This is a genomic window from Streptomyces sp. NPDC048424 (genome assembly GCF_040651555.1).
Taxonomy (GTDB): Bacteria; Actinomycetota; Actinomycetes; order Streptomycetales; family Streptomycetaceae; genus Streptomyces.
Genome location: NZ_JBEZKE010000018.1, coordinates 172,064 through 179,197, shown reverse-complemented (window position 1 = coordinate 179,197; position 7,134 = coordinate 172,064). Strand labels below are relative to the sequence as shown.

Annotated in this window: 7 protein-coding genes; 4 read left to right on the top strand and 3 right to left on the bottom strand. The window is 70.4% G+C overall.

Translation table 11 applies throughout. From position 1 onward, the window contains the following. Positions 1–240, bottom strand: a 240-nt coding sequence (locus AB0D29_RS25215; protein ID WP_362857233.1) for a hypothetical protein, incomplete at its 3' end; no start/stop codon positions are given. 80 nt (positions 241–320) lie between these two features. After that, on the bottom strand, positions 321–671 hold the full coding sequence (locus tag AB0D29_RS25210) for a hypothetical protein (RefSeq protein ID WP_362857232.1): 351 nt from the start codon (positions 669–671) through the stop codon (positions 321–323). 147 nt (positions 672–818) lie between these two features. Between AB0D29_RS25210 and AB0D29_RS25205 the strand changes: the two genes are divergently transcribed. The 4 genes from AB0D29_RS25205 to AB0D29_RS25190 all read left to right on the top strand — a co-directional run bounded on the left by AB0D29_RS25205 (position 819) and on the right by AB0D29_RS25190 (position 5,612). Further along, complete coding sequence (locus AB0D29_RS25205) at positions 819–1,859, top strand: SPFH domain-containing protein (protein WP_362857231.1); 1,041 nt, start codon at positions 819–821, stop codon at positions 1,857–1,859. Beyond that, positions 1,856–2,755, top strand: coding sequence for a hypothetical protein (locus tag AB0D29_RS25200; protein WP_362857230.1), 900 nt, complete (start codon positions 1,856–1,858; stop codon positions 2,753–2,755). Before AB0D29_RS25205 ends, AB0D29_RS25200 begins: the two co-directional genes overlap by 4 nt. Before the next feature lie 1,159 nt (positions 2,756–3,914). Then, a complete protein-coding gene (locus tag AB0D29_RS25195) occupies positions 3,915–4,529 on the top strand; it encodes a hypothetical protein (protein ID WP_362857229.1) in 615 nt (204 codons plus the stop codon). 387 nt (positions 4,530–4,916) lie between these two features. Beyond that, complete coding sequence (locus AB0D29_RS25190; protein ID WP_362857227.1) at positions 4,917–5,612, top strand: 2-phosphosulfolactate phosphatase; 696 nt, start codon at positions 4,917–4,919, stop codon at positions 5,610–5,612. An 80-nt stretch (positions 5,613–5,692) separates the two neighbouring features. Here AB0D29_RS25190 and AB0D29_RS25185 read toward each other — a convergent pair whose 3' ends face one another. Next, positions 5,693–6,181 carry an N-acetyltransferase gene (locus AB0D29_RS25185; RefSeq protein ID WP_362857251.1) on the bottom strand — a complete coding sequence of 163 codons (489 nt, stop codon included), beginning with the start codon at positions 6,179–6,181 and terminating at the stop codon, positions 5,693–5,695. Between the last annotated feature and the right edge of the window lie 953 nt (positions 6,182–7,134).

Genomic DNA, 7,134 nt, shown 5'->3' with positions numbered 1-7,134 from the left:
GATGACGTGCTCATCATGACTGTGGATGTGGACGGTCGGTTCCGCATCCGGATCCTCGTCAGGGACAAACGCCACCAAGAAGGCGGCTCCAGGCCAGTACCTCTCGCTGGGGTCCTCGGCCCACGCGGCTGGAGCCGGCACAGCCTCGCTCAGCTCCACAGCCCAGGCATCGTCGGGCAGGGCGTAGTGAAACTGGATGGCGTAGTGACGCCCTGCATGCTCTCGCAGATCGGCTGGCATGACGGCAGGCTGCCACAGGCGCAAGGTCCGAGTCGCGGCGACCCCGTCAGCTTTACGGGACAGCCCTTAGTTGCGGACGTTCAGATGTGGGCTCGGATCTGTTTCACCGGATGGCCCAGTCGGTCCCCCAGGGCCGTCAGTTCGTCCTCGCTGAACCAAAGGCGTTCGGGGTTCCAGACGGCGATCTCGAAACGGGCGAAACCGCATGGCCAGTCGTAGTCCAGCACGTCCAAAGTGGTCGATCCTCCACAGCAAGGGACCTCGACGGCGAGCGTGGTGAACCCGTCGTCGCAGTGAGCCTCAAGGAGGTCGCCCCACCACTCCGTGTCGATGGCCGCCTGACACAAGGGGCAACCGATCCTCTCCAGGTTCTCCCCGCGATCGACGGCGGTCACCCCGTCGTGCCACGTCACGTCGATCTCGACGTCCACGCCGTCGGCAACCCGGGGGTCAGGTCCTCGAGGAGGACGACCGCGGGTCGGTGGGTGCTCCCAGAGCTCGTCCGGCTTCTTTTCGTCCTCTTGACGATATGGGCGCGTCTCGTTATCGTCGCATTGACGAAATGAAGGGGGTTCGCCATGGCTGACATCACCCGGCGCTTCGGCTGGCGTCATCTGCGCTCCGCGCACACTGCCCACATCCGCCACCACAAGCGCGGCCGACTCGTGCACGACGGGCGGGGGCTCAGTTTCTGGTACCGCTCGCTGTCGGCGGCGCTTTCCGAAGTGCCGGTCGACGACCGGGAGCTGGCCATGGCGTTCCACGCCCGTACGTCCGACTTCCAGGACGTCGCCGTGCAGGCCACCGTCACCTACCGGATCAGCAACCCGGCCGAAGCCGCCGACCGCCTCGACTTCTCCGTCGACCCGGACACCGGGAGCTGGCGCGGCGCACCCTTGGAACAGATCGCCACCCTCCTCACCGAGACCGCGCAGCAGCACACGCTCGACGTACTGGCCCGAACACCGCTGGCCGTGGCCCTGGTGGACGGCGTCGCCTCCGTGCGGGGGAGCGTCGCCGCGGGTCTCGCCGCCGAGCCCAGGCTCCCGGCCACCGGCATCGATGTGGTGGCCGTGCGGGTCGTGGCGATCCGCCCCGAGGCCGAGGTGGAGCGCGCCCTGCGCACCCCGGCCCGCGAGCAGATCCAGCAGGAGGCGGACCGGGCCACCTACGAACGGCGGGCCGTCGCCGTCGAGCGTGAGCGTGCCATCGCCGAGAACGAGCTGGCCAGTCAGATCGAACTGGCGCGACGCGAAGAGCAGCTGATCGACCAGCGCGGCACCAACACCCGCCGCGAGGCCGAGGAGCAGGCGGCGGCGGACGGAATCCGGACCGAGACCGAGGCGGCCCGCAAGGTCCGCCTGGCCCGCGCGGACGCCGAGGCGGCACGCGAGACGGGCGCGGCGCGCGCCGAAGCTCAGGCTGCCTGGCTGCGCGTGCACGACGAAGCCCGCCCGGGCACGCTGCACGCCCTGGCGGCGACCCGGCTGGCGGAGAACCTGCCGCGGATCGAGAGCATCACGCTCTCTCCTGACGTCCTCACCGGGCTCCTCACCAGGCTCGGACGTCCGGAAGCCGGCACCAGCCTCGGACGTCCGGAAGGCGGCGCGGGCGCGTGAGCCTGGCCCCACGGGCGGTGATCGTGCACCGCAGGACCGAGTACGAGGAGCTCCTCGCGCGGCACGGGACGCACGGGCAGGCCGCGTTCTTCCTCTCCAGCCGGGGACGGTCGATCGACGAGGTGGTCCGCCGCCACGAGCGCACGCGGCAGGCGCTGCGGGAGGTGGCGGCGGCGGTGCCGCTCACCTGGCGCAGTTCCCGCGTGGAGCGGGCGGACCTGGACCGCTTCCTGTTCGCCCCGGAGGACGTGGTGGTCGTGGTCGGCCAGGACGGCCTGGTCGCCAACACCGCGAAGTACCTGCGCGGGCAGCCGGTGGTGGGCATCGACACCGACCCGGGGCGCAACCCGGGGGTCCTGGTACGTCACCGCTGCGCCGACGCGGCCGCCCTGCTGCGTGCGGCGACCGCCGCCGGGGGCCGGGCGGAGGAGCTGACCATGGTCGAGGCCGTTGCCGACGACACCCAGCGCCTTCTCGCGCTGAACGAGATCTACCTGGGCTCGCCCGGCCACCAGACGGCCCGCTACCGCCTGGGCTCCGACGGCGAGAAGGGCCCGGGCGAGGCCCAGGCATCCTCCGGGGTGCTGGTGGGCACCGGCACGGGCGCCACCGGCTGGCTGCGTTCCCTGTGGCTGGAGCGCGGCGGCCGCGCAGGGCTGCCCGCACCGTGCGATCGGCGGCTCCTGTGGTTCGTACGCGAGGCCTGGCCGTCCCCCACGACAGGAACGACGAAGGTCGCCGGTGAGCTGGGGCAGGGGCAGGGGTTGCAGCTGACCGTGGAGTCGGACCGGATCGTGGTCTTCGGCGATGGCATGGAGAGCGACGCCCTGGAGCTGACCTGGGGCCAGAGCGTACGGCTGGGCATCGCGGAAACGTCGCTGCACCTGGTGACGTGAGCGCCCTGCGCGACAGGCTGTCGCGCCTGCAGACCCGCAGGAGGACGCGGCCGTCGAACAGCGCCACGCGCCAGCTGGCGGGAACACGTACCGGTTCGATGACCAGCGCTTACAGTAAATCGACTGTCGACTTCGGGGATGCGCACGCGGGCGCGGCGGGTGGTGTCCTCGGCGGCCGTGAGCTGGGCCCTGTTACTTCGACGTCGGGAGCGGTTCGGACGTGCCGTCGACCACGCCCTGGTCGGCCTACGGCCGGCCCCCTAGCTCGCGCGCCGAGGCCTTCCGGGCGGTGTGCGCGTGTGGATGGCGCAGCCCGGTTCAGTCCCGCCGGGACGGGGGCACGATCGGCGACCAGCCCCTGTACGAAGCGGACGTCGACCTCACCGGGCCGCTCGCGGACTGGACCGCGTACCTGTCCGTCATCCGCGATGCCACCGTGGCCGCCACGGCTGAGGACGCGCCGTGGGCCGCCGGTGTGCTGGATGGATCGGATCGCCGCCCAAATCGCCCGGGAGACGGTCGGCCGCGCTGCGCGACTCCGACCTGTCCGCCAAAGCGGTGGCCACCGCGCTTAGGACCACCCGCTCCAAGGCCCTGGTCCCGCTCCTGACCGCGCAGGACGGGCAGCGGCACGCAGCACAGGTTCCGCCTTGTTGGTCGGAGTGGTGCGAGTGCTGCCTCCGCCGGTGTCGCGTGCGATGGGGTGAGGGCCGTAGGAGAGAAGGCGGGGTCTGCAGCGGGCGGAGCCGCCGACTGATCGTGCGACTCGTCGCCGTGTCCTGTCGGCCTGCCGCTTCGGCGGGCGTGTGAATGCGGAGCGTGTCGGCCGAGGGCCTTGATCACCCCGGTTTACGGTGGATCAGAGGTCGAGCGCCTCGTCATCCCGGGCGAGCGTGCCGGGCGCGGTCGTCGAGGCCGTCGGGGCAGCCGCCCCGTACGCCTTCATCTGCGAGGAGCGGACATGAAGCCGACATCAAGGGCGACTGACGCCACGCGCGACGCCCTACGCCGTACGACCTCGACGGCACATGCGATCTGAGCTGCCACCGGGCCCGGGAAGCAGTCGGCTGTGACTGGACAGAACCCCTCCGAAACGGACCGTACGAGCCCGCGCGAGCCGGGGCCGAGATCCGCTGTCCACACCGAGAGCCGCTGGCCGATGGCCGCAGCGGTCATCGCCTCTGCGGTCCTCACCCTGCTTCTGCCCGACGACCTGCGTCTTGGGCCCCGATGGGCGCTTCCCCTCGCCGAAGCCCTCCTGCTGGTGGCGCTGATCTCGGGAGACCCCGGCCGGATCAGCCGCCGCTCCACTGTCCTGCGCTCAGTGGCGATCGCCCTGGTCGGCGTGCTCGTGGTGAGCGCCATCTGGTCGACCGTCCAGCTGATCGACGATCTCATCCACGGCGGGCACGAGACCAACTCCGCCAACGCCCTCCTGCTGGCCGGCGGCAGCGTCTGGGCCTCCACCGTTCTCGCCTTCTCCCTCCTGTACTTCGAACTCGACAGCGGCGGGCCGGCCGCACGGGCCCACCACATGCCCCCCACTCCGGCGCTCGCCTTTCCCCAACAGCTCAGCCCCGAACTGAACGCCCCGCACTGGCGCCCCCACTACATCGACTACCTCTACCTCGGGTTCACCAATTCCACCGCGCTGAGCCCCACCGACGTCATGCCACTCGCGCCCTGGGCCAAGAGCGTCATGACCGTCCAGTCCATCCTTTCGCTCATGATCCTCGGACTCGTCGTCGCCAGGGCCGTGAACGTCCTGGCCTGAGACGGCCCGGCGGCGTGCGTCCGGCCACGGTCCGCCGGGTGATCCGGGGGCTGCGGCCGTCGCTCGCACTGGAGCCGGCGTCGCTCAGGCTCGTCGCCGATGCCGAGTGCTTGAGGGTCGTGGACGGCGCCTGGTCCCGGGACGTGACCGCGCGGCCATCGACACGGGCTCCCGCCTGGTCGTCGCAAGCGCCGGTCCGGCGCCCGGGAACGACCCAGACCCGCGTCGGCTACACCGCAGCCGTCGGCACCACCGACAACGGCCGCGTCCACCGTCTCACCGTCCACCTCCCCGCCGCTGTCTCATGGGGCTGTTTCGCTTGATGTTTCCGGTCATTCGTCTTCGACTCCGGGTGCCTCGGGTCGGGCATGCGCGATCATGACCGGAATGGAGACTCGATTCCTCGGCATAGCCGATCTGTTTGAAGCCCCGTCTGTGGCGGTCGTAGTCGACGTCATGCGTGCTTTCACCGTGGCCGCCTGGGCCTTTGCCCAGGGGGCAGAAAAGATCGTTCTTGCCGAGTCACTGGACGAAGCCCTGGCGCTCAAGGGCCGCCACCCGGATTGGGTGGCGCTCAAAGACGGTCCGCCCGCGCCCGGGTTCGACCTGGTCAACTCGCCGGGCCTGCTGCGGTCCGTTGACCTCGGCGGAAGGACCGTCGTGCAGAAGACCACGGCGGGAACGGTCGGCGCCCTTGCGGTCAAGGAGGCGTCGCTGGTGCTGTGCGCCGGCTTCGTGGTGGCGGAGGCAACGGCTCGGCTCTTGCGGGCGCGCAAGAGTGACAGCGTCACGTTCGTGGTCACTGGCGAAGACGGGCAGGCCGATGAAGATCTGGCGTGCGCTCAATACATCGCCCGGAGGGCCACCGAGGCTGCGACGGATGCAGCTGAGTTCCTGCGCCGCGCTGCCGAGTCGCGCGCCGCTGCCGAGCTGGCGGAGGGTGTGCGTCAAGGAGTCCATCCTGACGACGTTGCGCTCTGTCTTGAGGTCGACAGGTTCCCCTTTGCCATGGTGGCGACCTTGGAAGGCTCGCTCATGGTCCTACGTCCGCAGGTAGTCCCTCACCCTCTCGTCGTCGGATAAGCCTTCCCACACGGTCGGATCCGAGGAGGAGCCTGGCCACGGCTGCCGACGACCTTGGAGGGTGGCGGCCGGGGCTGAGCCTACGGGAGTTCCTTCCGCATCAACGTGCACATCGTTTCGTAGCGGCGCAACGATCCATCAGGGGCTTGTTCGTCCCACGAGTCCGGCCGGCGGTCGTACGCGACATAGCCCAGTCGCTGGTAGAGCGCACGCGCCCGGGGGTTGCTTTCCTCCACGGCCAGCTCGGCTTGCCGCAGACCGCGGTTCCTGATCCGCAGTTCTGCGGCTTCGACAAGGAACGTGCCGATCCCATACGACTGCAATGCGGGGTGGACCGCCAGCTGCCACAACGTGCCGACGCCCTCCTTGACCTGGTAGTCGACGCCGCCCTTCGCCACAGGGATGTCCGTCCCAGGGCAGACCGCCAGGTAGTCGACCTCACCAGCGCGCGCACGTTCCAACTGCCGGGCGACGCCGGCCAAGTGGTGGTCGGACCCCGCCCACCCGCACGACGCCAGGTCCGCATGCACCAAATCACGTGCTGACAGCTGCAGCACAACATTGACCATCTTCAGCACCTCCGAGTTGTAGGGGGTTTGGGAACGGCACGACCGCACGGCCAGGATGCCGGCAGTGGTCGCCACCAGTCAGTGGCTGTCGGGGCTCAGCAGCCCGTGGCGGCCGCGGCGATGAAGGCGACGAATGCCTCCTTGGTCTCATGCCGCAGGGTATCCAGCTCGGCCCTGTAGATGGCCTTGCGCAGCGCGTACGTTGCGTCTGCGGCCTCCTGGGGCCCGGCCAGCTGGGGCGGGCAGGACCTGAAGTCGTATGTGGGGCCCGGTGATTGCTGCCCGAGTGTCGTCGGACCTCGCCTGGGCCTCCAACTGGTGCTTGGCACCTGCCTCGATGATGGCCAGACGCTCCCGATGGCACATCGCCGAGCGGTGCTGGAGGGGCCCGGCGGGCAGCAGTGGCAGCGGGTCGGCGTCGATCCATGGCCCGGCTCGACGGCCGCGTACACCCGGCTGTTGGCCGGCCTGGCGCAGGAGTACGGCATCACATGGGACCCGGAGGGCGACGACGACGAGCCGCTGGCGAGCGCGCTGCTCCTGCCGGTCCTCGAGGACCCGCGTCCGACACGGCACCCGGTCTCCTTGGATGAGGACCCTCGTGGCGGAGGCCCGGGCGGCACGAGGACTGCTGGACGAGTACCGACACCGAGCAGATACCGCGCCGGTCACCGCGGCCGACCAGACCGCGTCGGCCGTTACGACAGGGGCCGCCGCGCACCGCCGCGCACCGCCCCGCACCGGCCCCGCGGCACATCGCGCTGCGCCCCGGCCTGAGGGTCAGAACTCGTGGTCCCATCGCCGTTTTCGGCGGCTTCCTCTGTCCCGTCGGCGCCCTCGAACGTCCAGGTCCGTCCTCCCCGGGCGCCCGTACCGCGGCCGTCCTGCCTGACCTGGGGAAACGGGCGTGACGTGGACGGGTCGGCTGACGTAGGTTCCTGCCTGGCCGCCCA

Bases quoted from the DNA above. Each gene is read 5' to 3' on its own strand.
- AB0D29_RS25205 (WP_362857231.1), top strand. From the start codon at position 819: ATGGCTGACATCACCCGGCGCTTCGGCTGGCGTCATCTGCGCTCCGCG.
- AB0D29_RS25195 (WP_362857229.1), top strand. From the start codon at position 3,915: ATGGCCGCAGCGGTCATCGCCTCTGCGGTCCTCACCCTGCTTCTGCCC.
- AB0D29_RS25190 (WP_362857227.1), top strand. From the start codon at position 4,917: ATGGAGACTCGATTCCTCGGCATAGCCGATCTGTTTGAAGCCCCGTCT.
- AB0D29_RS25185 (WP_362857251.1), bottom strand. From the start codon at position 6,181: ATGGTCAATGTTGTGCTGCAGCTGTCAGCACGTGATTTGGTGCATGCG.